This is a genomic window from Mesorhizobium sp. L103C119B0 (assembly GCF_000502235.1).
In the GTDB taxonomy this organism is placed as follows: Bacteria; Pseudomonadota; Alphaproteobacteria; order Rhizobiales; family Rhizobiaceae; genus Mesorhizobium.
Map to the genome: position 1 here is coordinate 69,451 of NZ_AYXE01000008.1, position 25,247 is coordinate 94,697.

Genomic DNA, 25,247 nt, shown 5'->3' on the forward strand with positions numbered 1-25,247 from the left:
TCCGACGCGACGACATGCCTAAAGCATGTCGTCCAAGGACCAGTGCTTCCCCCACCTTGCATCGATCTCATCATCGACATTCTGGTAGCGGATATCGGTGGAGAGCCGGATACGCCCCTCCGCACTCTGGTTGGTTGTCGAGGCGTGGATCATGTAGGGCGAGTGGAGGACGACATCGCCGGCCTCGAAATCCGCGATCAGCCAGCGTGTATCGAACCGCTCCGCCACGTCGGGCAGGTCCTTCGACACCCAGCCGCCCTCGCTCATGTTCCGGTTGTAGGCGCTGATGCGCTCCTGCGGGCTCAGCCCGGCATTGTCCCTGGCGAACCGGGCCTCCATGTCGAGGCCGATGGCGTGCGATCCCTCGAGATAGACCAGGCCGCCCATGTCGACGGGAACGTCGCCGATCGGGATCCAGGCAGTGACGATGCGGCTGGTGCCGCCGCGCAGATAGACGAGGTCGTAATGCGCCGGCGTCGCCACAGTGGTGCCCGGTTGGGTGAAACGCATGATCTTGCGCTTGTGCAAATAGGACAGCCCGCCGACGAACGCATCCATCAGCCGGGCCATCAGGGGCTGTGCGCAGAACCCTTCATAGGCGGTGGAGCGAACCAGCGCCATCAACCGGCGATCGGCGAACTGACGGTCGAACGTGCCGGCGGCCGCCGCCAGGCCAAGCGCGGGATCGGACCCGGGCTGCAGCAAGCCGGTGTCGGCCAGATACGAAAACACCCAGCCGCGAAAATCGATGACGCCGCGGCGCGGCAGCATACCTTTCAGCCAGACATAGCCTTGCTCGGCGAGGAGGCCTCGAATGGCATCGATGCCGATCCCGGCGTCGGTTGGCACGAGATGACCCAACCGGTTCGGCGCCGTCGATAATGTCTTGCCGTTGGCGTTCAGATCGATTGACGCAACAGGACTCCGTCGTTGCATGCCACCTGTTGAGCTTGACATTTCAGCCACCTGCGATTTTCCATCCTTAGCTGGAAATGCCATACTGTTTGCACATTCGCCCATGGACAGAACGAAGCCATGGACTTTTCGCTCATGAACGATCTCTCTTACGCACTCTACAGATCCGCACCGGCCGCGGCCGGCGGCCTGTCGGTTACAGGGATTGGTCGGCATCGCGTCACGCAGGCGATCCAAGCGCGCAAATTGCCGGAATTCGCCGTGGTGCTCATTGAGAACGGTCAAGGCTGGCTTGAAACCAGGATTGCCGGCATGCAGACGATCCAAGCGCCGGCCCTGTTCTGGCTGCTTCCCGGGAGGATGCATTCCTACGGGCCGGACGCATCGGGCTGGCTCGAACGCTGGGCGCTCTTCGACGGCGCCTTGATACGCGATTTCACCCGGCTGCGGCTGATTGCCGAGGACGCCCCTGTCGTCCCCTTGCGCCACCTCGGCAAAATGCAGCGGCTGTTCGACAGGCTGCATGGTGAACTGTCGCTCGATACGATGCTGAGCCAGGCAGAAGCCGCCGCCACGATGCATCGCATCGTCGTGCGTGCTGCCCGCCAGGCAATGGATTGGAACAGCCGTCAACGAAACCCCAGCCTCCAGGATGCCGCCGACATGCAGCCCATGCTCGACGAATTGCGCCGCTGCGCGTGCGACCCGGTCGATCTCGATGCCTTCGCCGCGAAATTCTCGATGTCGCCGGCAACCTTGCGGCGCAGATTTGCGCGGGCAGCCGGCATGTCGCCCAAGGCCTTCCAACTGCGCACGAGGCTCGACCGCGCCAAACAGATGCTGGCCGCCTCCGATTCGCCCATCGAGTCCATTGCGGCCGCCGTCGGCATCCACGACGCCTTCTATTTCTCCCGTCTGTTTCGCGACCGCGAAAACTGTTCGCCCAGCGAATTTCGGTCTCGCCACAACCGCAAGTGAGTGCAGGATTGCCGGGCTTAAACCCGCGAAGCGCTTGACTTTTTTCGGGGTGGGTCGGTGGCCGGCAGCGTGAGGCGCTTCACGTCGGCGGAATTCGACTTCGCATAAGTTCTTGAATCATATAAGCTTGTGCTGGGGTACCGGAACATGATGCCGAAAAGTGTGACGCGGTTTTCGGGCGACAGCATGCTCTATCTCCAGGCGACGAGGAGGGGTTTTGGCACTGGCTGCCGGCAGCACGACACGTCTGTGGACGCTTGTCGCTAAGGAGTTTTGGCGCAAGACGCGCCGGCGCCTTCGCGCGGGGCCAGTTTATCGCTGGCGCTATTCCGGGCGCACGCCCGAACGCGTCCTGATTGCACCGCCCGACCTCAGGCTCGCCGATCCGCAGATCGCGCTCGAGATCTACTATGGCCGCTATCCGCTGTCGGGACACCTCGTCGAGACCGGCGGCAAGTCGCCATTCCAGATCGATGTCGCCAATCGCGGCTGGGTGAAGACGCTGCACGGCTTTCGTTGGCTGCGCCATATGCGCGCCGCCGGCACCGAGCTGGCCGCCGCCAATGCACGCGCGCTTGTCTCCGACTGGATCGCCATGCATGGCAACCAGATTTCCGGCATAGCCTGGGAGCCCGGCACCACCGCCAAGCGCGTCATTGCCTGGTTGCAACACTCGTCGGTTGTCCTACAAGGGGCCGAATTTCCGTTCTATCGCGCCTTCCTGAAATCGCTCGCCGTGCAGATCCGCTATCTCCGCTCGATGGCGCGCGAAATGCCGGACGGCAAGGACAGGCTGCGCGCTCGCATCGCGCTTGCCTTCGCCGCGCTGTCGCTGCCGGCGCCGGCCTCGGCACTGCGCGGCGCCACCCGCAACCTGGCGGAAGAACTCGAGCGGCAGATCCTTCCCGATGGCGGCCATATTTCGCGCAACCCGATGGCGGTGCTCGAACTGCTCGCCGATCTCCTGCCGCTGCGCCAGACCTATGCCAACCAGGCCGAAACGCCACCGGCCGCCCTGATGGGCGCCATCGACCGCATGCTGCCGGCGCTCCGTTTCTTCCGCCATCAGGATGGCAGCCTCGCCCGCTTCAACGGCATGGGCGCCACCATCCACGACCGTATAGCCACCATCTTGCGCCACGACGACACCGCCGGCGCGCCGCTGCTGCACGCGCCGCATTCCGGCTATGAGCGCCTGTCGATGGGCGGCGTGACGGTGATTGCCGATACCGGCCCGTCGCCGGCCGTCGATGTGTCCAACGCCGCGCATGCCGGGTGCCTGGCCTTCGAACTCTCGTCCGGTCGCCAGCATTATATCGTCAATGCCGGCATCGACACCTATGGCGCCGCCGAGTTCCGTCCGCTGGCCCGTGCCACCGCGGCGCATTCGACCGCCACCATCAACGACACCTCGTCAGCGCGGTTTTCCCATTCGCTGCGCGTCAACGACCTGCTCGGCTCACCCTTGCTCGGCGGCCCGCAGCATGTGCCTTGCAAGCGCATCGACCAGAAGGGCACGCAAGGCTTCATCGCCCGCCATGACGGCTATGTGCAGCGCTTCGGCTTCCTGCATGAGCGCGAGCTGAAACTGTCGAGCGAGGGCAATGTGCTCGCCGGCAGGGATCGCTTCCTCCGCCCGGGCGGTGCGGCGATCCGCAACAATGGCCGCGACTTCGTCGTGGTGCGCTTCCACATCCACCCTGACATCAACCTTTTGCAGGACGAGCATGACCGCCTGGTGCTGACCGCCGACCAGGCCGACACTTGGGTGTTCACCTGCACCGAAGTGGTGCCGGAGGTCGAGGAATCGATCTATTTCGCCGGCCTTGGCGGCCCGCGCCGCAGCCGCCAGATCGTGCTCGCCTTCAAGGCCTCGGAGATCGCCGAGGTGCATTGGCAGCTGACACGCACCGGCATCGCCGGCTATCCCGAGAACAGCTGAGCGTCGTTGCCGGCGCCGGCTTGATCGAGCTTCCGGCTTGATTTCCTGACCTCATGTGCTACGGCCCGACAACGCTCTCCAATCAGCCCTGAAAGGCCGCCAGCCCATGGCCGTCGCCGCCAAGAACATTCCGGCACCCGACCTCGTTCCGGTCCGCCGCGCCCTGCTTTCCGTCTTCGACAAGACCGGCCTGATCGACTTCGCCAGGGGTCTGGTGGCAGCCGGCGTCGAGCTGGTTTCGACCGGCGGCACGGCAAAGGCGATCGCCGAAGCTGGCCTTGCCGTGCGCGACGTTTCCGAACTGACCGGCTTTCCCGAGATCATGGACGGCCGCGTCAAGACGCTGCACCCGTCGGTGCATGGCGCGCTGCTCGGCGTGCGCGACGATCCCGAACACGCCAACGCGATGCACGATCACGGTATCGAGCCGATCGATCTGCTCGTCTCCAATCTCTACCCGTTCGAGGAGGTCCGCCGCTCCGGCGCCGACTATGCCGCTGTTGTCGAGAACATCGACATTGGCGGCCCGGCGATGATCCGCGCCTCGGCCAAGAACCATGCCTATGTCGCCATCGTCACCGATCCCGGCGATTATGCCTCGGTGCTGAACGCGCTGGAGATGAACATCGGCTCGCTGTCGCTGGATTTCCGCCAGAAGCTGGCGGCAAAGGCCTTTGCCCGCACCGCCAGCTACGACGCGGCGATCTCCGGCTGGTTCGCAGAAACGCTTGAGATCGAGCACCCGACCTGGCGCGCCTTCGGCGGCAGGCTGGAAAGTGTCATGCGCTACGGCGAGAATCCGCATCAGAGCGCCGGCTTCTACGTCAATGGCGACAAGCGGCCCGGGGTCGCCACGGCTCGCCAGTTGCAGGGCAAGCAGCTGTCCTACAACAACATCAACGACACCGATGCCGCCTTCGAGCTGGTCGGCGAGTTCGATCCGAACCGCTGTGCAGCGGTCGCCATCATCAAGCACGCCAATCCATGCGGCGTCGCCGAGGGCGCTTCACTGGCTGCTGCCTATGCGAGAGCGCTGGCCTGCGACCCGGTTTCGGCCTTTGGCGGTATCGTTGCCATGAACCGCATCCTCGATGCCGAAGCCGCGCAGGAGATCGTAAAAACCTTCACCGAGGTGATCATCGCGCCGGACGCGTCGGAGGACGCTGTCCGCATCATCGCCGCCAAAAAGAATTTGCGCCTGCTGGTCACCGGCGGTCTGTCCGATCCGCACGCCGGCGGCATCACAGTGAAATCCGTCGCCGGCGGCATGCTCGTCCAGGGCCGCGACAATGCGGTAGTCGACGATCTCGAGCTCAAGGTGGTGACCAGGCGCGCACCGACGGCGGCCGAGATGGCCGACCTCAAATTCGCTTTCCGCATCGCCAAGCACGTCAAGTCGAACGCCATCGTTTACGCCAAGGACGGCGCCACGGTCGGCATCGGCGCCGGCCAGATGAGCCGCGTCGATTCCTCGCGCATCGCCGCACGCAAGGCGCTCGACGCGGCGGAAGCAGCTGGCCTCGCGGAGCCGTTGACCAAGGGCTCGGTGGTCGCCTCCGACGCTTTCTTCCCTTTCGCCGACGGGCTCATATCCGCGATCGAAGCCGGCGCCACGGCGGTGATCCAGCCCGGCGGCTCGATGCGCGACGACGACGTTATCGCCGCTGCCGACGCGCATTGCATCGCCATGGTGTTTACCGGCGTGAGGCATTTCAGGCATTGAGCGCCTCTGCCTTTTCCCACAAGGGGAGAAGGAAAAGTGCGGCGCTATTCCACCGGCTGATCCGCCGGGTACGGCGTCCAGATCAATATCGCGATCCCAACGCCCAGGAACAGCACGATGGCCGCCATGCCGAGCCGCGCCGAGCCGCTGGCGAGCGTGATCGACGCCACCATGAACGGCGCCAGGAAACTCGTCGCCCTTCCGGCCAGCGCATAGATGCCGAAATAGCGGCCGGATTCGGCCGCGGTCACGCTGCGCGCCATGTAGGAGCGTGACGACGCCTGCACCGGTCCGAACGCCAGCCCTATCAGCAGGCCATAGAAAATGTAGGCCTTTTCCGCCGCCGTGCCGAACAGGCCGCCACTATCGGCTCCCGGCATCATCCAGGCGCCGAACAACGTGTAGCCTGGCCCGGTCGAAACGATGCCGATGGTGGCGATGCTGAGCAGGACGAGCGAAATCATCACGATGGTCTTGGAGCCAAGCGCGGTGTCCAGCCATGCGGCAACCAGGCAGCCGACGATGGCGACGACGTTGAGGATAATGCCGAACATGCCGATCTCGGTGATCGACCAGTGGAACATCGCTGCCGCAAAGGTGCCGCCCAAAGCGAGCAGCGCATTGACGCCGTCCTGATAAATCATGCGGGCGACAAGGAAGCGGAAGATGCCTTTGCGCCGGCGCACTTCAGTCAGCGTCGACTTCAGTTCCGACAGCCCCTCGCGCACCGCGGGCCCGATCGGAATCCCCTTGATGGCGTCCGGCGTAAAGAAGAACATCGGCAGGATGAACAGGAAATACCAGCCGGCCGACAGCGGCCCGGTGGCGCGCGCGTCCTCGCCGAGTTTCGGGTCGAGCCCAAAGAGCGGGTCGATGCCGATGATCGTCTTGCCGGTCTCCGGCGAACCCGCAAGACAGGCGACAACAAAGATCAGCGCGATCATGCCGCCGAGATAACCAAGTCCCCAGGCAATGTTGGAGACGTGGCCGATCTCGCTCTTCGGCACCAGGCGCGGCATCATCGAATCGTTGAACACGGTCGAGAATTCCGCCGCGACCGAAGCGAGAGAAAAGAACAGCACCACCAGGAAAAGGTTCGAGCCGGGAGCGGCGAACCATAGCAGGCAAAGGCTGATGATCTTGATCGAGGCGAAGAACGCAATCCACGGCTTGCGCGGCCCGGTCTGGTCGGCAACCGAGCCGAGCATGGGCGACAGCACGGCAATGACCAGGCCCGCAACAGCGATGCCGTAGCCCCAGGCCGCCTGGCCTGAGACCGGATCGCTCGCCATGCGCGAGACGAAATAAGGCCCGAAGATGAAGGTGGTGACGACGGTGAAAAACGGCTGCGCCGCCCAGTCGAAGAACATCCATCCCCAGATGCCGCGCCCGGATGCCCGCTGCACTGTTTCTACCGCCGCCATGATGATTCCCCCGGGACACCGCGCTTGTCGGATGCCATGTCTGCATGTTTCGAATGCTCATGCAAACCGCCAAAGATTCGCGCTGCCCCTCACCTGGATGTCGCCGCTGTCTACCTGCATAGAGACGCGAAGAAAGGCGCCGCGCCCCTACCTCCCCCTTGTGGGGAGGTCGGACCGAAGGTCCGGGTGGGGGTCGGTGCCGCANCGGAAGGGCCGGGGGGGGGTCGGTGCCGCACCCCCACCCCGCTGCTTCGCAGCGACCCTCCCCACAAGGGGGAGGGTAAAGTCCCGAGCCTCACATCCCCGTCAGATCGCTCATCAGCCCCGAAGCCACCGACAGCCTGGACACGGTGATATCCCCGCCTTCGGTCAGCGCCTGCAGCCGCTCGCGGATGCGCGCCACGCGCTCGCCTCCGGCTTCCAGCCAGGCCGCCACAGGATCCGCCGTCCCGGCATGGCCGGCGAGAGCCGCCACCGCAATGCCGCGCCGCGCCGCGCCGATCGTGTCGGTGGCGCGCGACAGCGCCAGCTGGTCGTAATAGTCCGACGGCGTGATTGAACGCGCCGCCTCTTCGACGCGCGGAATGCGGAAGGCATCGCTGACGGCGAAGAACGCCTTGGCCGAGGCGACGACGTCGGCATTGGCCGTGCGCGCCGTCAGTGCGATGTCGGGGATCAGTCCCGCCACATCGGCCATTGCCAGCTGCCCGGCGAGCTTTTCCGGGGCGCCGGCCTTGAACAGGCCATCCCGCCTCTCCTCGACCCGCTCGCGGGAGAAGGCCGGCAGCAGCGAGAGCAGCTTCGGCTCCAGCGCCATGCGCGCCTCTTGCAGTTCGGCAATGCGCTGGCCGAGCGCTGCGGTGCCGGCATCGTTCTTCAGGTACCAGCCGCTGGTCACGAAGATAAGCCGGCTGACGGACTGGTAGAGATCGAGCTGCGCCTGGCCGTCGATGTGGCTGTCCAGCGCATCGATCTCCCGATAGAGCGCCGGCAACGCGAAGCCGTCGCGCACCACGGCGAAGGTGCGCACCACGTCGGCCGCGCTGCGCCCCGTGGCTTCCTGCAGCCGGTTGACGAATGACGGTCCGCCGCGATTGACGAGATCGTTGGCGACGACGCGGGCGATGATTTCGCGGCGCAGCCGGTGGCCATGGATCTCGGCCGCATATTTCTTCGTCATCCGGTCAGGGAAATAGCCCATCAGGTCGCGGTCGAAATGCGCGTCGTCAGGCACGTCGCTGGCGACGATGTCGGAAAACAGCACGATCTTGGCATAGGCGAGCAGCACGCCAAGCTCCGCCCGGGTCAGCGGCTCGCCACGCGCCTCGCGCTCGGCAAGGGCGGCCGGCGACGGCAGCGTCTCGACAGCGCGGTCGAGCAGGCCCCGAGCCTCCAGCGCCGCCATGAACCGGCTCTGGTGCGCGATGTCGGCAAGGCCGCGCTTGCGGGCGATGGAAAGCGCCAGCGTCTGTTCGTAATTGTTGGACAGCACGAGGCCGGCGACCTCGTCGGTCATCTCGGCCAGCAGCTTGTTGCGCGCCGGCCGGGTCAGCGATCCCTTGCGCATGGCGGACGCCAGCGCGATCTTGATGTTGACCTCGACGTCGGAGCAGTTGACGCCGCCGGAATTGTCGATGGCATCGGAGTTGCAGCGACCGCCATTCATGCCGAATTCGATGCGGGCACGCTGCGTGACGCCGAGATTGGCGCCCTCACCGATCACTTTGGCCCGCACATCGAGCGCGGTGATGCGGATGGCGTCATTGGCGCGGTCGCCGACTTCGGCATTGGTTTCGCCCGAGGCCCGTAAATACGTGCCGATGCCGCCGAACCACAGAAGGTCGACGTTCGCCTTGAGGATGGCGGTCATGATCTCGGCCGGTGTCGCCGTGGTCTTGGCGAGACCAATCGCCGCCGCCGCTGCCGCAGGCAGCGTGATCGACTTCTGGCTGCGCGAGACGATGACGCCGCCTTCCGACAGCTTGGTCTTGTCATAGTCCTGCCAGGACGAACGCGGCAGCGCGAACATGCGCTCGCGCTCCGCCATCGACGCCACTCTGTCTGGATCGGGATCGATGAAGATGTCGCGATGGTCGAAGGCGGCGATCAGCCTGGTCTGCGGCGACAAGAGCATGCCGTTGCCGAACACGTCGCCCGACATGTCGCCGACGCCGACGACGGTGAAGGGGGTGGTCTGGATGTCGCGGTTGATCTCGCGGAAATGCCGCTTGACCGCTTCCCAGGCGCCCTTGGCGGTGATGCCCATCTTCTTGTGGTCGTAACCGGCCGAGCCGCCGCTGGCGAAGGCGTCGTCGAGCCAGAAGCCGTGGCTTTCGCTGATGGCGTTGGCGGTGTCGGAAAAGGTCGCCGTGCCCTTGTCGGCGGCGACGACGAAATAGGGATCGTCGGGGTCGCGCCTGACGACGCCGGCTGGGGGTATGACGCCATCGAGGCCGATATTGTCGGTGATCGACAGCAGGCTGGAAACGAAATTCTTGTAGGCCGAGGTGCCGGCCTCGAAGATGGCGTCGCGGCCGGCGCTCATCGGCAGCTTCTTCGGATAGAAGCCGCCCTTGGCGCCGACCGGCACGATGACGGCGTTCTTGACCTGCTGCGCCTTGACCAGGCCGAGCACCTCGGTGCGGTAATCCTGGGCGCGGTCCGACCAGCGCAGGCCGCCGCGCGCAACCGGGCCGAAGCGCAGATGCACGCCTTCGACCTCGGAACCGTAGACGAAGATCTCGCGCCACGGCCGCGGCGCCGGCAATCCTTCGACCGCTTGCGAGTCCAGCTTGATCGCCAGTGACTGGCCCCGCGCCTTCGTTCCCGCAACGAAATGATTGGTGCGCAACGAGGCTTCGATCAGGTTGAGATAGCGGCGGATGATGGTGTCGTCATCAATGTTAGGGACTTCCTCCAGCGCGTCCTTGATCTTGGCCTTGAGGTGCTTGGCGGCGATGACGCCTTCCGTCTCGGCGGTCGGGCCGAGACGAGCGACGAATAGTGCATGCAGGCCGCGCGCAATGTCGGGATAGCGGTTGAGCGCGGCCGCGATGAAATCCTGGCTCTGCGGGATACCGGCTTGCTGCAGGTAGCGGCCATAGGCGCGCAGAATGCTGACTTCGCCCGACCACAGGCCGGCGGTCTGGGCAAGCCCGTTATAGCTGTCATTGTCGATGTCGCCGCGCCAGACCGACAGGAACGCGTCCTCGAACAGCGCGCCGCCATCGCTGAGGTCGATCGGCTTGCCGTAGCTGTTCTCCAGCTCCATGTCGTGGACGAAGACGGTGTCGCCGCCGTCCTCGCCAACCTCGAAGGTGCGCTCGCTGATGACGCGGAAGCCGATGTTTTCCAGCACCGGCACGCGACGCGACAGCGCTACCGGGCTGCCGTGGTGGTAGATCTTCAGCGCTGCCTGATGCGGTTTCTGCTCGGCATGGCGGTAATAGTCGATGGCGATCGGGTTGGCGGTGCTGATGCCGGCGATGCGGCCCGCATCCTTCAGCGCGACGGCCGCGCTGAAGGAATCGCGATAGCTCTCAGGCAGACGCGTGGCGATCGCCTTCAGCGATGGATCGCCACCGACGGCTTCCGCGGCTTCGGCCAGCGCGTCGTCCCAGGTTCGCACGATATCGCGGATCGCCGCTTCGATCACCGCCTGCTCGACCTTCGGCGTCTTGCCGCCCGAGCGGCCGATGATGAAATGCACACGCGCCAGCCCGCCCTCCGGAAACGCCGGATAATAAGCCGACAAACGGCCCTCGAAGACGGTCTTGAGATAGGTGCCGATCTTCTCGCGCACGACGCTGTCATAGCGGTCGCGCGGCACGAAGACGAGGATCGAGACGAAGCGGTCGAACTGGTCGGCGCGCACCAGCGCCCGCACCCGCGGCCGCTCGACCAGGCCGAGAATGGCCGCGGCGTGCTTCTTCAGGATCGGCACCGGCACCTGGAACAGTTCGTCGCGCGGATAGCTCTCCAGAACGTTGATCAGTGCCTTGCCGGAATGGTCGTGCCGGTCGAAGCCGGACTTGGCGATGATGGTCTCGGCCTTTGACCTCAGATACGGGATTTTCATCACCGAGCGCGTGTAGGCAGTCGAGGTGAACAGGCCGACCATGCGCAACTCGCCGGCAAGCGTGCCCTTGGCGGTGTAGGTTTTGACGCCGATATAATCGAGATAAATGCGGCGGTGCACCAGCGACTTGGCGTTGGCCTTGGTAACGATCAGCGGCTCCGGCCCATGGAGGAAGGCGCGGATTTCGGGCGTCGTCGTCACCGCCTCGGTGCCGCGCCGGAGCACCAGCACATCCGGGTCGGCGAGGATGCCGAGACCGGGCTTGTCGGCGCGCTCCAGATTGCCGCTCTCCGCGCCGCCGGAATATTTGAACTCGCGCATGCCGAGGAAAGTGAAATTGTCGTCGCGCAGCCATTCAAGGAAGGCGATGGCCTCGGCAACGCTCTTCTTGTCGAGCGGCACGGCGGAATAGCGGAATTCGGAAATCGCCTGGTCGAGACGGGCGAGCATCGGCTTCCAGTCGCTGACGGCGGCGCGCACCTGGTTGAGCATCTTGCGCAGGCGGTCGGCCAGCGCGTCGGCCTGCTCCGCCGTCAGGCGCGGAATATGGACATGGACGACGCTCAGGCGGTCGTGATTGCCATCGTCCTTGAGGGCGCTGCCGTCGCCGAGGATCTCGTCGACGCCGGCCTTGCCGTGACGCACGACGATGACCGGATGGGTGACCAAAGTCGGTTCGCCGGCAGTTTCTGTGATCTCGCCGAGGATCGAATCGAACAGGAACGGCATGTTGTCGTTGACGACGGTGATGATCGTCATCGGGCGGCCCTCGCGGGAGACGCCCGACCCGGCATCGACGGCGACGACACTTTGGCCCTTTTTGTGGGCGGCGACCGCACGTCCTGCCAGGTCGGAGGCGCGCTCCAGGTCGGCGGCGTCATAGGCGGCGATGTCTTCGGCCGGCGCGCGGGCCAGCAAATAGTCGGCGAGCCTGGCCGGCTTCCCGTCGGGTTTCACCCCGGCAGTGGCTGTTTTCCTCGGCTTAGCTGCGGATTTCACGCTCGCCATGTTGTCCTCCCGTCACATGCTTTTACGACTATGGTAGCAGATGACCGCTGTTTGGCGACAAAGGTTTGACGGCTCGATAAGAATTGCAGGAATTCGACGGTCAGGCGCCGGTGAACCAGGAGGAAGACCCCATGTCCGGCAAAATCAGCGCACTTGACCTCGGTATCGCGGAGCTGAGCGAGGCGACAAAAGCCTATTTCGCCAAATGCGAGGAAAAGCTCGGCCTGGTTCCCAACGTGCTTCTTGCCTATGCCTTCGACGAGAAGAAGCTGCGCGCCTTTACCGACACCTACAATGATCTGATGCTGGGTGAATCCGGCCTGTCGAAGCTGGAGCGGGAGATGATCGCGGTCGTCGTCTCCTCGATCAACCATTGCTATTATTGCCTGACCGCGCATGGCGCGGCGGTGCGCCAGCTCTCCGGCGATCCGGCTCTCGGCGAGATGATGGTGATGAACTTCCGCGCTGCCAATCTTTCACCGAAACAGACGGCGATGCTCGAATTCGCCGTCAAGCTGACGGAAGAGCCGGCAAAGATCGTCGAGGCGGACAGGGAAGCACTGCGCAACGCCGGCTTCACCAACCGCGACATCTGGGACATCGCCTCGACCGCCGCCTTCTTCAACATGTCGAACCGCGTGGCGGCGGCCATCGACATGCGCCCGAACGACGAATACCACGCCATGGCGAGGTGACCAATGACGATAGATACGTCAGCCAAGTGGTGGGTTGGCAGCGAGCCCACTGACATCGGAGAATACTTGGAAGCCTATGGCGCCGACAACGCCGAGGTTCATGACTTCAGGCTCGCCGCTGCAAGTGCGGTTCCATCTCGTTTCTCCTCGATGCCGACGATGACGAGGGTGTGGCGCGACGAACGTGCACGGTCTGCGGATCCGAGCATCTTATCTGCGACAGTGCGGAATTTTGGGACGAACCCCAGCCGGAACGATGGGCGTGCACCGAGTGCGGCTCCGAAGCTGCAAACATCGGCGTCGGGTTTTCCATCTACCCGGAACGTGACGGCGTTCGCTGGCTGTATGTTGGCGTACGATGCGCGGCCTGTGGCGTTTTGGGATGCTTCGCCGGCTGGAAAGTTGGCACGTCTGATAGCATGGATCTATTGGACAAAGTCTAGCTTTGAGGTTCCCATAGAAAGGCGGTCAGGATCGCGCCGCGATGGCCCCGGCAGCGCCGGCCATCGTCGTGGCGCTGATGCGGTTGGCGATCTTCATCGCACGCTTGCTCTTCAACAGTTTGCGCGCCTGTGAGGCCGCGACGACCCAGGCGAGATCGAGGGCGATCAGAACCACCGCCATCGTCGCCGTCAGTTCGACCCAGCCGATGACACTCACCGAAGCGAGGTCGATGATCGTCGGCAGCAGCGCCAGATAGAACATCATGATCTTGGGATTGCCGAGCGTCACCGCCATGCCGGCAAAGAACAGCTTTGTCGCCGAATCCTCGCGCGGCATCTCGCCTTCTTTTGCGTCGACAGGTGCGGTCCACATCTTGAAGGCGAGATAGGCGAGGTAAGCGACGCCGATCCATTTCACGACGACGAAGGCGAAATGGAAGGTCTGCGCCACGACCGCCAGCCCAAACACCGCCAGCGACAGCCAGATGCCCTCGCCGATCCACATGGCGAGCAGGAAAGGGAACACGTCGCGAAAGCCTTTCGAGATGACGCGGGCAACAAGTGCGGCGATCGACGGGCCGGGGGAACCGGCAGCGACGAACAAGGCGGCGGCGAAGATCAGGAGCGAGGTGAGGTGCATGACGGAGCCTTCGAGCGTTGGATGGCGAAGAATATCCGATCGGCGTCAATTTGGCACCCTCTGCCTGATGGGCCAACGAACGCGACACATTTCGGAGATCGGACTTGCCCGTGCCAGCGGTTTGAGAAAGGATCGCGGCCGTGAAATCAATCGTCATCCACGCCGCAAAAGACCTGCGCATCGAAGAGACCGATTCGGGCGCGCCTGGCGCCGGACAGGTCGAAATATCGGTCGAGGCCGGCGGCATCTGCGGCTCGGACCTGCACTACTACAATCATGGCGGCTTCGGCGTGGTGCGCCTGCGCGAGCCGATGATCCTCGGACATGAGGTCGCTGGCACGGTGAAGGCACTTGGCGCCGGCGTTTCCAGCCTTGCCGTCGGCGACCGCGTTGCGATTTCGCCCAGCCGGCCCTGCAATGCGTGCCGGTACTGCCTGCAGGGCGTGCAGAACCAGTGCCTCAACATGCGCTTCTACGGCAGCGCCATGCCGATGCCGCATATACAGGGCGCCTTCCGCCAGCGCCTCGTCGCGGAGGCCTGGCAGTGCCACAAAATCGCCGACCATGTCTCCATCAACGAAGCCGCCTTTGCCGAGCCGTTCGCGGTAACGCTGCATGCCGTGAACCGCGCCGGTTCGCTGCTCGGCAAGCGGGTTCTGGTCACCGGCAGCGGGCCGATCGGCGCGCTGTGCATCCTGGCCGCGCGCGTCCACGGCGCGCGCGAGATCGTCGTCACCGATGTCATGGACGCGGTTCTGGCCAAGGCCAACGAGATCGGCGCCGACTGCACCATCAATGTCGCCACAGATGCCGACAAGCTCGCTGGCTACAATGTCGAGAAGGGCAGTTTCAACGTCATGTTCGAATGCTCCGGCAATGAGCGCGCGGTGCGAGCCGGGCTCGATGTGCTGAAGCCGCGCGGGGTGCTCGTGCAGCTCGGCCTAGGCGGCGACATGTCGCTGCCTCAGAATCTCATCGTCGCCAAGGAGATCGAAATGCGCGGCTCCTTCCGTTTCCACGACGAGTTCGCGCTGGCCGTCGATCTGATCAACAACCGTCGCGTCGACGTCAAGCCGCTGCTGACCGGCATCTATCCGATGGACGAGGCGGTTGCGGCTTTCGAGATCGCCGGCGACCGCAACAAATCGATGAAGGTACAGATCGCCTTCGCCTGAGCAGGGCGAGACACCCTATGAACCTTGCCCGCTCGGCATCTTGCCGCTAGAAGAACCGTCCCGACATTCATTTCGAGCTTCATTTTGCCTCAGTAACCGCCGGTCTCGCCAACTCCCTGATCACACTTGGCAGGGCGCCGCATTAAGCGGTGCCTGCTCCATTTCACGTGTTCCTCAGGCGGCGGTTCGAGACCGGTTTGGCACCGCTGAACCGTTGTCGCGCGCTTTGCCGCCCGTGACAGCTGATTTCCGACATAGCTAGCTCTCGCCACGCCGTGCCCGCATGGGCATCTCGCCATTGCCGACCTGAAGAACTTCCACACTGGAAGGTCTTCCGGCTTGTCCCAACATCTCGCTATCCGCTGGGCAATCGCGCCCGAAATCGCACCTCGACCCCTGATCCACTGCAACCGCTGCGGCGCCGTGAAAGCCTATCGCTGCAGCGACAAATTCCGCGTCAACGCCAATGGCAAACGCATTGATGTCTGGCTGATCTATCGCTGCATCGACTGCGACAATTCGTGGAATTTCGGCATTTTCGAACGCTGCAACCGCCGCGACATCGAACCGACGCTGCTGACCGCTCTCGAAAGCAACGACCCGACACTCGCCCGCCACCATGCCTTCGATGTCGTGGCGTTGCGAAACCGGGTCGGACGCGTCGAGGAATTTTCGGATGTCGCGGTTCAAAAGCGAAGCCTCGGCGAGAGGGGCGCAACGACGCTTGAAATCAGGCTTGGGCTGGAAATGCCGACATCGCTGCGGCTCGACCGTCTGCTCGCCGGCGAACTCGGCATCTCCCGATCAAGGCTTCAGGCGCTGGAGGAGAAACGATTGCTGGTTTTTGTTCCCGAAGGCGCCAGAGCTTTGCGCAAGCCGGCCCGCGACGGCACGGCGATTCGCATTGACCTGGCCGACGAGCCGGATCGTGAAGCCATCATTTCGGCTGCCGTGGGTGAATGACAAGAGGGGCGAAGCACCGGTGCTTCGCCCCTCTCGAATTTAGACAATCAGACGATTACGCCGCGCCCACAACCTTGGCCGACTTCTCGAAGCGCTTGCGCTCGTTCGGGTCGAGATAGAGCTTGCGCAGGCGGATGGTCTTCGGCGTCACCTCGACCAGCTCGTCGTCCTGGATCCAGGCCAGCGCGCGCTCCAGCGTCATGCGGATCGGCGGCGTCAGCTTGACCGCCTCATCCTTGCCGGCGGCGCGGATGTTGGTCAGCTTCTTGCCCTTCAGCACGTTCACTTCGAGGTCGTTGTCACGGCTATGGATGCCGATGATCATGCCCTGATAGACCTTGACGCCCGGGTCGATGACCATCGGGCCGCGGTCTTCGAGGTTCCACATGGCATAGGCCACTGCCTCGCCCTGTTCGTTGGAGATCAGCACGCCGTTGGTGCGGCCCGGCAGCTCGCCCTTGTAGGGCTGGTAGGCGTGGAACAGGCGATTCATCACGGCGGTGCCGCGCGTGTCGGTCAACAGTTCCGACTGGTAACCGATCAGGCCGCGTGTCGGCGCGTGGAAGACGATGCGCTGGCGGTTGCCGCCGGAGGGGCGCAGCTCGACCATCTCGGCCTTGCGCTCCGACATCTTCTGCACGACGATGCCGGCATGCTCCTCGTCGACGTCGATGACGACTTCCTCGACCGGCTCCAACAATTCACCGTTCTCGCCCTTCTGCATGACGACGCGCGGACGCGACACGGCGATTTCAAAGCCTTCGCGGCGCATCGTCTCGATCAGCACGGCCAGCTGCAATTCGCCGCGGCCGGAAACGAAGAACGAATCCTTGTCGGGCGATTCCTCGATCTTGAGCGCGACATTGCCTTCGGCTTCGCGCAGCAGGCGGTCGCGGATGACGCGGCTGGTCACCTTGTCGCCTTCAGTGCCGGCGAGCGGCGAATCGTTGACCAGGAAAGACATGGTCACGGTTGGCGGATCGATCGGTTGCGCATGCAACGCCTCGGTCACCGCCAGGTCGCAGAACGTGTCGGCGACGGTGCCTTTGGACAGGCCGGCAATGGCGACGATGTCACCCGCCTGCGCCTCTTCGATCGGCTGGCGCTCAAGGCCACGGAACGCGAGGATCTTGGAGATGCGCCCGGTTTCTATCTGCGTGCCGTCATGGTGGAGCACCTTGACCGCCTGGTTGGACTTCAGCGTGCCGCTCTCGATACGGCCGGTAATGATGCGGCCGAGGAAGGGATTGGCTTCCAGGATGGTGCCGATCATGCGGAACGGGCCGGGATGAACGGTCGGCTCCGGCACATGCTTGATGACGAGGTCGAACAGCGGCGCCAGGCCCTGGTCCTTCGGGCCTTCCGGATTTTCCGAGACCCAGCCATCGCGGCCAGAACCGTAGAGGATCGGGAAGTCGAGCTGCTCGTCAGTGGCGTCAAGCGCTGCAAACAGGTCGAACACCTCGTTGACCACTTCGACGTGGCGGGCGTCCGGACGGTCGATCTTGTTGATGACGACGATCGGCTTCAGGCCGACCTTGAGCGCCTTGCCGACGACGAACTTGGTCTGCGGCATCGGGCCTTCGGCCGCGTCGACCAGCACGATCGCCGAATCCACCATCGACAGGATGCGCTCGACCTCACCTCCGAAATCGGCGTGGCCGGGGGTGTCTACGATGTTGATGCGGGTGTCCTTCCAGTCGACCGAGGTCGCCTTGGCCAGGATGGTGATGCCGCGTTCCTTTTCGAGGTCGTTGGAATCCATGGCGCGCTCGGCGACGCGCTGATTGTCGCGGAAGGAACCGGATTGCCGCAGCAATTGGTCGACGAGGGTGGTTTTTCCATGGTCGACGTGCGCGATGATCGCGATATTACGAATTTTCATTTTGTGGTCTCGGGAGCGTTGCAGGCAGCAGGCCAAAGGGCGCCGCCTCTTTCGGTTGCGCGGCTCATACAGGGTTTTTCGCAATTGCGAAAGAGGAGGCGCACCACCAAATACTCATCAAATCTTAAGCATCTCGGTGTGAGATGGTTTTGTTAACCAAGGCGGGAACCTTTCTGGGCCCGGGTAGTTCGAAATTCATGACCGACAAACTCAATCGATTTTGGCCCCTCATCGCTTCGGTCGCATTCGCTGCCGTGCTGGCGGCCAATGCCGCTCAATCGGCCGCCACGGTGAAGGAAGCCAATCCGGCTTCGTCGTCCGACCGGACGGCCGAGCAGATGTTTGCCGACGCCCCTGATGGCGTCGACCCCGTGGTCACCGGCCCGGTCAGCGCCTCTTTCAAGCAGAGGCAGCAGGTTGCAGGCTGCGACAGCGCGGTGTGGCCGAAGATTCCGACGGTTTGCTACCCGGACTGACGGCTGCCCATTCCAGGCATAGCGATCCTTCGCACCGACCCAAAGGCTTACGCCGACCGCACCGGATCGAGCGTCACCTTGTAAAGCTTGATGTCGTCGCGATCCATCAGCCGCACGGTCAGCTGCTCTGTCGCCCCTGAAATGTCCACCAGGCCAAAGAACTGCAGGCCGGCCGAGGGTGGCAGGTTCTGGCCCTGTTCGGTGGTCGGCGCCTTGATGAATTTCAGCTCCGGGCCGAAGGTCATGTCGAAATCATTGGGACCGAAGGTACCGGCGTGGATCGGGCCCGAGACGAATTCCCAGAAAGGATTGAAATCCTGGAACCGCGCCTTGTCGGGGTTGTAATAGTGCGCCGCCGTGTAGTGGACATCGGCGGTCAACCAGACCGTGTTGGTGATGCCGGCAGTCTTGATGTAGCGCAACAGGTCGGCGATCTCGAGCTCGCGGCCTTTGGGCAGGCCATTGTCGCCATTGCTGATGGCTTCCGCGCCGACCTTCTTGGCGCCGTCGTCCCAGACGACGAGGCCGAGCGGCATGTCGGCGGCAATGATCTTCCAGGTCGCCCTGGAATTCGTCAGCTCGCGCTTCAGCCATTTCGTCTGCTGTTCGCCCAGCATGCGTGACTGCGGCGTCATGTCCTCCTGCATGTCGGGGCCGTTCGGGCCGCGATAGGAGCGCATGTCGAGGAAGAACACGTCGAGCAGCGGCCCATGCGCGATCTTGCGGTAGACGCGGCCGGGCTCGGACGGCTCGTAGCGGATCGTCGTCATCTCATGGAAGGCGCGCGCCGCACGCGCCGCGAGCACATGGACGGATTTTTCGGTGTAGCGGCTGTCGGCGCCGAGATTCTTCGAATCCGACCAGTTGTTCAGCACCTCGTGATCGTCCCACTGGTAGAAGGTCGGGCAGATGGCGCTCAAGGCCAGAACGTTTTTGTCCATCATGTTGTATTTCCACTGGTCGCGGTACTCATCCAGCGTCTCGGCCACCTTGCGCTTGCCGTCGATCAGGACGACGTTTTTCCACTTGCCGCCGCCAGGCAGGTCTACCTCGTCCTTCATGGCGCCATCGGCATAGATGGTGTCGCCGGAATGCAGGAAGAAATCCGGCGTGTGCCTGGCGATGGTGGCGTAGGTTTTCATGCCGGTCTCATCGATTCCCCAGCCCTGGCCGGCCGTGTCGCCCGACCATGCGAATCTTATGTCGCGCTTCGAGGCGGGTGCTGTGCGGAAACGGCCGACGATCGGTTCGGAAACGGCGTTGATATCCGACAGGTCGGCGGCAGTCATCCGGTAGAAGATATCCTGGTCGGAGGCGAGGTCGGTGAGCAGGCGCTTGACCGTGAAGTCGCTGGCCGGCGAGGTATCGAGCGGCGCCAGCCGCGTCGCATTGGCGAAGTTTTCCGTCGACGACACTTCGAACATGACGCGCGAAGGCCGGTCGGTGCGCGTCCACACCATGCCGCTCGAGGCATCGACATCGCCGGACTGGACGCCATGGGTGAAGGCCGGGCGCTGGCTGGCGCGCGAATAATAGGGCAAAGCGAGCCCCGATGCGCCGAGCAGACCGGCGGCGCTGGCAGAGGTGACGAGAGCGCGGCGGGTCAACGAGATCTTGTTCATGGCTGTCTCCTGATGGCTTCGAACGGTGCCAGCAAGCTCCAGCTTCAATGTTTCAGCCACATCTCGGGAAGATGAAACTTTGATAACAATCGACAGGTGATCTCCGCCCTTGAGGGGGGAGATGTCGCCGAAGGCGACAGAAGGGGGTCGCCTCGCTTGGAGCGCCGACCTCCTATGCGCAAGAGGCTGAGTCCGGTCGCACGGACCCCCTCTGGCCGCTTCGCGGCCATCTCCCCCCTGAGGGGGGAGATTAGTACCGCGCCTTACGCCGCTTGCGGCTCCGGATCGAAAGCCGGCCTGCTCGTATTGATCAGCAGCGACAGACACGCAGCCACGATCGCCGTCATGCCGCCGATCAGGAAAGCCAGTTCGTAATTGCCCTGCAGTTCGCGCATGGTGCCGCCGAAGGCGGCGGCGGTGGCGGCGCCGACTTGGTGGCCGGCTACGATCCAGCCGAACACGATCGGGCCGCTGCGGTCACCGAAGGCCTCGTTGGCGAGCCTGAGCGTCGGCGGCACGGTGGCGATCCAGTCGAGACCGTAGAGCACGGCGAAGATGATCAGGCTGGTCGCCGAGAAGCCGGAATAGGGCAGATAGATCAGCGCCAGGCCGCGAATGCCGTAGTAGACGCCGAGCAGCTTGCGCGGGTCGAAACGGTCGGTGAGCCAGCCCGAGAGCGTCGTACCGATCAGGTCGAAAATACCCATCAGTGACAGCAGGCCTGCGGCCTGTACCTCGGGGATGCCCATGTCGCCGCAGAAGGAGATCAGATGCGTGCCGACCAGCCCGTTGGTGGTGAAGCCGCAGATGAAGAACGTGGCGAACAGATACCAGAAGACGCGGGTGCCGGCGGCGCGGCGCAGCGTGTTGAGCGTATGCGCCAGGAAATTGCCTTGCGATGCCGGCGATACCGGCGGCACGTCATCCGCCCCGGCGCCATAGCGCACCATGCCGATCGAAGCGGGACGCTCCGGAACCAACAGCCAGACCAGCGGCAGAAGACAGGCGGTGGCGATCGAGACGGCGGTAGCGACGGGCTGCCAGCCGCCCGACTGGGCGAGCGATGCCAGCAGCGGCAGGAACACCAAGAGGCCCGTGGCGCTGGAGGCCGACATCAGCCCCATCACCAAGCCGCGATTGGTCTTGAACCAGCGGTTGACGATGGTGGCGCCGAGCACGGTGGCGACCGCGCCGGAGCCGATACCTGAAAACACGCCCCAGGTGAGGAACAGATGCCATGGCTCGGTCATCAGCAGGCTGAGCGCGGTCGAGCCCGACATGATCACAAGCGAGGCAAGCAGCGTGCGGCGCAAGCCGATACGCTCCATCAATGCGGCGGCAAACGGCCCGGTCAGGCCGTAAAGGAAGATGCCGATCGCGGCGGCAATCGAAACCGTATCGCGCCCCCAGCCGAAGCTTTTATCCAACGGCAGCATCATCACCGAGGGTGCGGAACGAAGCCCGGCCGCGATCAACAAGCAGAGGAAGATGACGCCAACCACGACGAAAGCGTAGCGCTGGCCAAAGGGACGGGATTGAGCTATCATGTTACTGACCGGTACGTTGCAGGGTGAGGACATGTATACGTACCGATCGGTAACACGTCAATCGAGTCATACCATGCCAACGGACAAAAATATTGAACTGACCATCAAGGACGGTCATGCAGCCGCACCGCCCAAGGCTGCCAAGAAAATCCTCGACGTGGCGTACGACCTGTTCTACCGCCGCGGCATCCGGGCGATCGGCGTCGACGAGATCGTCAAGCGCGCCGGCGTCACCAAGCCCAGCCTCTACCGCAGCTTTCCCTCCAAGGACGAGCTCGCCGCTTCCTATCTCAGGCAATATGACCGTGAGTATTGGGAGCGTTTCGACGAAGCCGTGGCTGCCCATCCCGGCGACCCGCGGGCACAGCTCAGGGCTTTCCTGACTCGCGTCGGCAAGCGCACGCAAAGGCCGGACTATCGCGGCTGCGGCATGACCAACGCGGCGGTGGAATATCCCGAACATGGCCATCCGGCGCGCGTCGTCAGCGAGGCCAACAAGCAGGAGTTGCGCCACCGCCTGCGCGCGATGGCCGCAGCGATGGGCGCTAAAGACCCTGACACGCTCGGCGACGGCCTGCTGCTGTTGATCGAAGGCGCCTATATCAGTGGCCAGCTCTTCGGCCTCGGAGGCCCGGCGGCAGCGGTCGCCCACAACGCCGACCTGCTGATCGAGGCGAGCTTGAAGAAATAACATTTCGAACGTTGGCGCCGCCCCTCACCTGCCGGCATCCTTTCCCGGAAATGGGGCGAGGAACGCTCTCATCACGATTTCGCCAATTGCCAGCGTTGCAAGGTTGTCGCCAGCGGCGCAGCCGGCCACTTTCTCCCGTTCAGGGGGAGAATTGCCCGGCAGGGCGATTTGGGCGGCGCCAACGTTGAGATTGGCACGCTAGGCCGGCCGCAGATTTGGCGATAGGCTGGGGCGAACTTCACGGGAGACGTCCGCATGCGAACCCTGCTGCTTGTTCCATTCGCCCTCGCCGCCCTATCCCAAACCGCCCATGCCGACGGAATATCCAGCGTCTACACCGACCTCGACTCGCAAAAGGACTGCGTCACCTATGCGCAGGCGCAGGAAGGCGACGGCGAATGGGCCGAACTCGCCTGCTCCGGCTATCGTGGCTATCCCGTGCTGATCGCCTATGACGACGCCCGTGAATCGCTGTTCTACGGATTTCCGCCCGGCGGCGACATGACCTCGGTCTGGGAGAGCTTTTCCGGCTTCAACTCGTCCGGCGCCAAGGTCGAGTGGCGCATCGAGACCAAGGGCGACGTTGCCGTTCCCTTTGCCGTCATCCACCGCCGCTCGATCAGCAATCCCGAGGACGAGAACAAGCCGACCGAAGTGCTGCTCGTCGCCAAGGTCGCCCAGATGGAAGCCCGCGACGGCTGCACCATCGGCCTCGTGCTGGCCACCGGCAACCCGCAGGCCAATGACCAGGCGCGCAAGTTGGCCGACGAAAAGGCGAAGAGTTTCGCCTGTGGCAAGGACAAGCACACCGTCATCGGCAACGTGCCGGCGTTTGGTCGGGTGGATAACTAGTCACGTGGGTGCAAGGCACCCCCCTCTGCCCTGCCGGGCATCTCCCCCTCAAGGGGGGAGATTGGCAGCTTCGCTGGCGGCGCTTTTCTTTCGGCGCTGAAAATTGACGAAAGCCGTTGCGACTCCCCCCTTGAGGGGGAGATGGCCGGCAGGCCAGAGGGGGTGCCTCGCGCTGGCGTTTGCCGCTTACTTGAACGAGACGCAGGCCTCTCTCGGCGCTACTTTGCCGCCTTCGCCCGTGCGATCGCGTCGACGATCATCTTCTTGGCGTATTTGGAATCGTGCCAGCCTTCGATCTTGACCCATTTGCCGGGCTCGAGATCCTTGTAGTGCTCGAAGAAGTGCTGGACCTGGTCGCGGGTGATCTCGGGCAGCTGCGTGTATTCGGTGACGTTTTCGTAGCGCAGCGTCAGCTTCGGCGACGGCACGGCAATGACCTTCTCGTCCTGGCCGGCATTGTCTTCCATCACCAGCACGCCGATCGGCCGCACATTGATGACGCAGCCCGGCACCAGCGCGCGGGTGTTGCAGACCAGAACGTCAATCGGGTCGCCGTCGCCCGAGAGCGTGTGCGGCACGAAACCGTAATTGCCGGGGTAGCGCATCGAGGTGTGCAGGAAACGGTCGACGAACAGCGTGCCGGCCTCCTTGTCCATCTCGTACTTGATCGGCTCGCCGCCGATCGGCACCTCGATGATGACGTTGATGTCCTCGGGCGGGTTCTTTCCGATGGCAATGGCTTCGATTCGCATGGCTTAAATCCCTCTCTCGATGTCCAAGATCGATAGCGGGCGGCGCGGCATGGTGCAATGCGGCGATTGGTGCGAAGCGCTAACGGAAGCGCACGGTTTATGATGATTTGTAACCGAGGCCGGTCATTCCCAGACGAAGGCGACCTTCTTGAGCGCCCTCTGCTCGAAAATCTCGACGCCTTCGGCGACGTCACGGCCACCCGCGCCGGCATAGAAGGAAAGTGCGTTCTGGTTGTCTTCCAGCGCCCACACCACCATTCCCTTCAGCCCGTGGTCGGCAAGCCGCGCCCGCGCCGCCTTGAACAGCCGGCTGCCGAGCCCGATGCCTTGATATTCCGGACGCAGGTAAAGTTCGTAGATTTCGCCCTGTTGCTTCAGCTCGCGGGCGCGGTTCTTGCCGATCGTGGCATAGCCGGCGATGGTGCCGCCGATCTCGACCACCAGAACGGTGGCGGCGCGGCGGATGGCGTTGGCCCACCAGTCGGCGCCGCGGCGGTTGATCATCGAGGTCAGCGAGCGATGCGGGATGATGCCGGAATAGGCGCCCTCCCAAGCCTGCTGGTGCACGTCCGCAATGGCGCCAGCGTCGCGCGGTTCGGCTTTCCTGATGTCGATGCTCAGCGTATTCATGATTTGTTAACCATAAACCCGCATCGGCCATTTGCAAGAGTCGAGGTCAGCCCGCCGACCGCTTTCTCACAGCCGATCGCGACACTGCTGACAATGGGCAAAGCCTGCCTGGAAAACGCACCCAGCCGGCGCGGTCAGGCGTCCGTCCGGGTAGCGCGTGCTGGCTTTTCAGATCTCGACGAGATGATCGTCCAGTTCATTGGCATCGCCCAACGTCACCGGGAAATGCTCGGCCAGCACCGCGCCGACCTGCCCGATCGCCTTGACGAAGCCGTCGGCGAGCCGGTCGTGACCGGCATGCTGCAGGAGATCGCGCACCACGCCGTCCCAGACATGCTGGCCGACCTTGCTGTCGATGCCCGAATCGGCGACCACTTCGGCATAACGCTCGGCGATCGACACGAAGACCAACACGCCGGTGCGCGCCGTGGTGCGGTGGACATTGCGGGCGAGGAACTGCCTGAGCGCATTGTCATGTGCCGCCTGATAACGCTGCCGGCGCGGCACCAGATGGATGCGCAAGCCCGGCAGCGCCCACAAAAGCACCAACACCGAGGCCAGTGCCAGCAGTTGGACAATGACGAAATGCGGCAGCCGGATCGACAGCCACCAGGCTTCCAGCCCATAAGCGACGGCGAGGCTGGCAATCAGCATGCCTGATGTCGCCATGAAGGCGGCGGGAAAGAAATAGCCGTCGCTGGCATGCGCAACGACGCAGTAGATCTCGCCGTCGGTTTTGGCCTCGGCCGCGCGGATCGCGGTGGCGATGCGCTCATGGTCCTGTGGGCTGATCGGTCGTGTTGCCATC

General features: G+C 63.8%; 19 protein-coding genes. 9 read left to right on the forward strand and 10 right to left on the reverse strand.

All coding sequences use genetic code 11. The features are described 5' to 3' along the window. Positions 1–18: 18 nt before the first annotated feature. Positions 19–936, reverse strand: a complete 918-nt coding sequence (locus tag X728_RS151135) for a phytanoyl-CoA dioxygenase family protein (RefSeq protein ID WP_245266150.1) — start codon at positions 934–936, stop codon at positions 19–21. A 114-nt stretch (positions 937–1,050) separates the two neighbouring features. Between X728_RS151135 and X728_RS151130 the strand changes: the two genes are divergently transcribed. The 3 genes from X728_RS151130 (at position 1,051) to purH (ending at position 5,558) form a co-directional block, all read left to right on the forward strand. Then, the gene (locus X728_RS151130; protein ID WP_023831804.1) at positions 1,051–1,893 is read left to right on the forward strand and encodes an AraC family transcriptional regulator; all 843 of its coding nucleotides are present in this window, start codon (positions 1,051–1,053) and stop codon (positions 1,891–1,893) included. A gap of 217 nt (positions 1,894–2,110) precedes the next feature. Further along, a complete protein-coding gene (locus tag X728_RS151125; RefSeq protein ID WP_023831805.1) occupies positions 2,111–3,835 on the forward strand; it encodes a heparinase II/III family protein in 1,725 nt (574 codons plus the stop codon). 106 nt (positions 3,836–3,941) lie between these two features. Then, a complete protein-coding gene (purH, locus tag X728_RS151120) occupies positions 3,942–5,558 on the forward strand; it encodes a bifunctional phosphoribosylaminoimidazolecarboxamide formyltransferase/IMP cyclohydrolase (protein WP_023831806.1) in 1,617 nt (538 codons plus the stop codon). A 44-nt stretch (positions 5,559–5,602) separates the two neighbouring features. Here purH and X728_RS151115 read toward each other — a convergent pair whose 3' ends face one another. Together X728_RS151115 and X728_RS151110 are read right to left on the reverse strand one after the other, a co-directional pair. Then, complete coding sequence (locus tag X728_RS151115; protein WP_023831807.1) at positions 5,603–6,982, reverse strand: MFS transporter; 1,380 nt, start codon at positions 6,980–6,982, stop codon at positions 5,603–5,605. Between the two features lie 295 nt (positions 6,983–7,277). After that, a complete protein-coding gene (locus X728_RS151110) occupies positions 7,278–12,068 on the reverse strand; it encodes an NAD-glutamate dehydrogenase (RefSeq protein ID WP_023831808.1) in 4,791 nt (1,596 codons plus the stop codon). Positions 12,069–12,199: 131 nt separating this feature from the next. On the opposite strand from X728_RS151110, the gene X728_RS151105 reads away from it, so the two are divergent. Beyond that, a complete protein-coding gene (locus X728_RS151105; RefSeq protein ID WP_023681420.1) occupies positions 12,200–12,763 on the forward strand; it encodes a peroxidase-related enzyme in 564 nt (187 codons plus the stop codon). Positions 12,764–13,231: 468 nt separating this feature from the next. Here X728_RS151105 and X728_RS151100 read toward each other — a convergent pair whose 3' ends face one another. Then, positions 13,232–13,846 carry a LysE family translocator gene (locus X728_RS151100; protein WP_023831809.1) on the reverse strand — a complete coding sequence of 205 codons (615 nt, stop codon included), beginning with the start codon at positions 13,844–13,846 and terminating at the stop codon, positions 13,232–13,234. Between the two features lie 140 nt (positions 13,847–13,986). On the opposite strand from X728_RS151100, the gene X728_RS151095 reads away from it, so the two are divergent. Next, positions 13,987–15,021, forward strand: coding sequence for an L-idonate 5-dehydrogenase (locus X728_RS151095; RefSeq protein WP_023831810.1), 1,035 nt, complete (start codon positions 13,987–13,989; stop codon positions 15,019–15,021). 339 nt (positions 15,022–15,360) lie between these two features. Further along, positions 15,361–15,984 (forward strand): DUF1062 domain-containing protein, encoded by a 624-nt coding sequence (locus X728_RS151090; RefSeq protein WP_023831811.1) that lies wholly within the window; start codon positions 15,361–15,363, stop codon positions 15,982–15,984. Between the two features lie 55 nt (positions 15,985–16,039). Here X728_RS151090 and typA read toward each other — a convergent pair whose 3' ends face one another. Further along, positions 16,040–17,869, reverse strand: a complete 1,830-nt coding sequence (gene typA, locus X728_RS151085; protein WP_023681424.1) for a translational GTPase TypA — start codon at positions 17,867–17,869, stop codon at positions 16,040–16,042. A 197-nt stretch (positions 17,870–18,066) separates the two neighbouring features. Here typA and X728_RS151080 point away from each other — a divergent pair, with 197 nt between their 5' ends. Continuing rightward, positions 18,067–18,345 (forward strand): hypothetical protein, encoded by a 279-nt coding sequence (locus tag X728_RS151080; protein ID WP_023753187.1) that lies wholly within the window; start codon positions 18,067–18,069, stop codon positions 18,343–18,345. A gap of 47 nt (positions 18,346–18,392) precedes the next feature. On the opposite strand, the gene X728_RS151075 is transcribed toward X728_RS151080, so the two are convergent. After that, complete coding sequence (locus X728_RS151075; RefSeq protein ID WP_023831812.1) at positions 18,393–19,967, reverse strand: alkaline phosphatase; 1,575 nt, start codon at positions 19,965–19,967, stop codon at positions 18,393–18,395. A 263-nt stretch (positions 19,968–20,230) separates the two neighbouring features. Further along, positions 20,231–21,514 (reverse strand): MFS transporter, encoded by a 1,284-nt coding sequence (locus tag X728_RS151070; protein WP_031195587.1) that lies wholly within the window; start codon positions 21,512–21,514, stop codon positions 20,231–20,233. A 73-nt stretch (positions 21,515–21,587) separates the two neighbouring features. On the opposite strand from X728_RS151070, the gene X728_RS151065 reads away from it, so the two are divergent. Together X728_RS151065 and X728_RS151060 are read left to right on the forward strand one after the other, a co-directional pair. Next, the gene (locus X728_RS151065) at positions 21,588–22,205 is read left to right on the forward strand and encodes a TetR/AcrR family transcriptional regulator (RefSeq protein ID WP_023668625.1); all 618 of its coding nucleotides are present in this window, start codon (positions 21,588–21,590) and stop codon (positions 22,203–22,205) included. A 255-nt stretch (positions 22,206–22,460) separates the two neighbouring features. After that, the gene (locus X728_RS151060) at positions 22,461–23,057 is read left to right on the forward strand and encodes a hypothetical protein (RefSeq protein ID WP_023700187.1); all 597 of its coding nucleotides are present in this window, start codon (positions 22,461–22,463) and stop codon (positions 23,055–23,057) included. Between the two features lie 218 nt (positions 23,058–23,275). Here X728_RS151060 and ppa read toward each other — a convergent pair whose 3' ends face one another. From ppa to X728_RS151045, 3 genes are all read right to left on the reverse strand, one after another. Next, the gene (gene ppa, locus X728_RS151055) at positions 23,276–23,809 is read right to left on the reverse strand and encodes an inorganic diphosphatase (protein WP_023668623.1); all 534 of its coding nucleotides are present in this window, start codon (positions 23,807–23,809) and stop codon (positions 23,276–23,278) included. Between the two features lie 123 nt (positions 23,810–23,932). Beyond that, the gene (locus X728_RS151050) at positions 23,933–24,439 is read right to left on the reverse strand and encodes a GNAT family N-acetyltransferase (protein WP_023668622.1); all 507 of its coding nucleotides are present in this window, start codon (positions 24,437–24,439) and stop codon (positions 23,933–23,935) included. Between the two features lie 168 nt (positions 24,440–24,607). Further along, complete coding sequence (locus tag X728_RS151045; RefSeq protein WP_023755945.1) at positions 24,608–25,246, reverse strand: TPM domain-containing protein; 639 nt, start codon at positions 25,244–25,246, stop codon at positions 24,608–24,610. Between the last annotated feature and the right edge of the window lies 1 nt (position 25,247).

What these genes read in the sequence shown, in the direction of transcription:
- X728_RS151060 (WP_023700187.1), top strand. Translation starts at nt 22,461, where the DNA reads ATGCGAACCCTGCTGCTTGTTCCATTCGCCCTCGCCGCCCTATCCCAA.
- typA (WP_023681424.1), bottom strand. Translation starts at nt 17,869, where the DNA reads ATGAAAATTCGTAATATCGCGATCATCGCGCACGTCGACCATGGAAAA.
- X728_RS151045 (WP_023755945.1), bottom strand. Translation starts at nt 25,246, where the DNA reads ATGGCAACACGACCGATCAGCCCACAGGACCATGAGCGCATCGCCACC.
- X728_RS151115 (WP_023831807.1), bottom strand. Translation starts at nt 6,982, where the DNA reads ATGGCGGCGGTAGAAACAGTGCAGCGGGCATCCGGGCGCGGCATCTGG.
- X728_RS151105 (WP_023681420.1), top strand. Translation starts at nt 12,200, where the DNA reads ATGTCCGGCAAAATCAGCGCACTTGACCTCGGTATCGCGGAGCTGAGC.
- ppa (WP_023668623.1), bottom strand. Translation starts at nt 23,809, where the DNA reads ATGCGAATCGAAGCCATTGCCATCGGAAAGAACCCGCCCGAGGACATC.
- purH (WP_023831806.1), top strand. Translation starts at nt 3,942, where the DNA reads ATGGCCGTCGCCGCCAAGAACATTCCGGCACCCGACCTCGTTCCGGTC.
- X728_RS151135 (WP_245266150.1), bottom strand. Translation starts at nt 936, where the DNA reads ATGCAACGACGGAGTCCTGTTGCGTCAATCGATCTGAACGCCAACGGC.
- X728_RS151110 (WP_023831808.1), bottom strand. Translation starts at nt 12,068, where the DNA reads ATGGCGAGCGTGAAATCCGCAGCTAAGCCGAGGAAAACAGCCACTGCC.
- X728_RS151080 (WP_023753187.1), top strand. Translation starts at nt 18,067, where the DNA reads ATGACCGACAAACTCAATCGATTTTGGCCCCTCATCGCTTCGGTCGCA.
- X728_RS151075 (WP_023831812.1), bottom strand. Translation starts at nt 19,967, where the DNA reads ATGAACAAGATCTCGTTGACCCGCCGCGCTCTCGTCACCTCTGCCAGC.
- X728_RS151065 (WP_023668625.1), top strand. Translation starts at nt 21,588, where the DNA reads ATGCCAACGGACAAAAATATTGAACTGACCATCAAGGACGGTCATGCA.
- X728_RS151070 (WP_031195587.1), bottom strand. Translation starts at nt 21,514, where the DNA reads ATGATAGCTCAATCCCGTCCCTTTGGCCAGCGCTACGCTTTCGTCGTG.
- X728_RS151100 (WP_023831809.1), bottom strand. Translation starts at nt 13,846, where the DNA reads ATGCACCTCACCTCGCTCCTGATCTTCGCCGCCGCCTTGTTCGTCGCT.
- X728_RS151130 (WP_023831804.1), top strand. Translation starts at nt 1,051, where the DNA reads ATGAACGATCTCTCTTACGCACTCTACAGATCCGCACCGGCCGCGGCC.
- X728_RS151050 (WP_023668622.1), bottom strand. Translation starts at nt 24,439, where the DNA reads ATGAATACGCTGAGCATCGACATCAGGAAAGCCGAACCGCGCGACGCT.